Annotated in this window: 2 tRNA genes; both read left to right on the top strand. The window is 35.8% G+C overall.

Annotated features, from left to right (window positions below):
- Positions 1-164: 164 nt before the first annotated feature.
- Positions 165-238, top strand: a tRNA-Arg gene (locus tag J5V48_RS09850).
- 9 nt (positions 239-247) lie between these two features.
- Positions 248-332 (top strand) — tRNA-Leu (locus J5V48_RS09845).
- The last annotated feature ends 235 nt before the right edge of the window (positions 333-567 follow it).

Raw genomic sequence — 567 nt, 5'->3', positions numbered from 1 at the left:
GACTGTACGCTAACTACAGCCATTTATAATTTTAGACAAATGTGACCAATGTCCGCTTCATTTGGTCACCGTAAAAATATTACTTCATTTTATTATGCTTTATTGAATTATTAAATGATCTTGCATATAATAGTGACCACAATTTCGATTGTGGTTCGTTTAATGATCCCGTAGCTCAGCTGGACAGAGTATCGGTTTCCGAAGCCGGTGGTCATGAGTTCGAATCTCATCGGGATCAAAATAGTGTGCGAAAGTGGCGAAATTGGTAGACGCGCAAGCTTCAGGTGTTTGTACCGCAAGGCGTGTGGGTTCGAGTCCCATCTTTCGCACCATTCCTTAATAAATCCTATCGAAAGATCAGATATTTTTTCTAAAAATCAAAACAATTAATACCTTGAAATAAAAGTCTTCATCTCAAAAATTGAAGGTACTGTTGCTTCTATTTCTGATGTAGTTCAAGAAAACAATAAAAGTATTTTTGTTTTTAGATATTAACTCTAGTTTCCCACATGGAAATTTAAAACAAACCTAGATGCACTCTAGCGTTGATGCTCTTTAAAAACATGT

It is taken from the genome of Succinivibrio faecicola (assembly GCF_019448115.1).
GTDB lineage: Bacteria > Pseudomonadota > Gammaproteobacteria > Enterobacterales > Succinivibrionaceae > Succinivibrio > Succinivibrio faecicola.
This window is presented reverse-complemented; position numbering and strand designations above follow the sequence as displayed.